At 67.1% G+C, this 450-nt stretch carries 1 protein-coding gene and 1 pseudogene; both read left to right on the forward strand.

Annotated elements, in window-relative coordinates:
• Nucleotides 1-183, forward strand: a pseudogene (locus tag ADL29_RS08995) (cobalamin biosynthesis protein CobW); the annotation flags it as partial.
• A 49-nt stretch (nucleotides 184-232) separates the two neighbouring features.
• Nucleotides 233-450 (forward strand): 30S ribosomal protein S18 (gene rpsR, locus ADL29_RS09000; RefSeq protein WP_053923174.1); only part of this gene is annotated, 218 nt, incomplete at its 3' end.

Here is a 450-nt window from a genome sequence, read left to right on the forward strand (position 1 = left end):
TGGCACCCCGAACACGGCGACCGCTGCCAGCACCTCACCTTCACCTGTCCCGGCCTCGACCGGGAGAACCTGCTGGCTCTGCTGGACTCGTGCCTGCTCACCGACGCCGAGTACGCGGCCGGGCCGAAGTCCTGGCGAGAGCTGTCGCACGCCTTCGACGAACTGCTCGACCCCGTCGCCTGAGCCCGTAACCGAGCCACCCCAAGAACCGGAAGGAACGGACCGAACCCCCATGCCCCGTCGCCCCAACCTCAAGAACAAGCCCGCCAAGCGGAAGGCCAATCCGCTCGACGCTGCCGGTATCACCTACGTCGACTACAAGGACACCGACCTGCTGCGGAAGTTCATCTCCGACCGCGGCAAGATCCGCAGCCGCCGGGTGACCAACGTGACCAGGCAGCAGCAGCGGCAGATAGCCCGCGCCATCAAGAACGCCCGCGAGATGGCCCT

The sequence above is a fragment of the Streptomyces chattanoogensis genome, assembly GCF_001294335.1.
GTDB classification, from domain to species: domain Bacteria; phylum Actinomycetota; class Actinomycetes; order Streptomycetales; family Streptomycetaceae; genus Streptomyces; species Streptomyces chattanoogensis.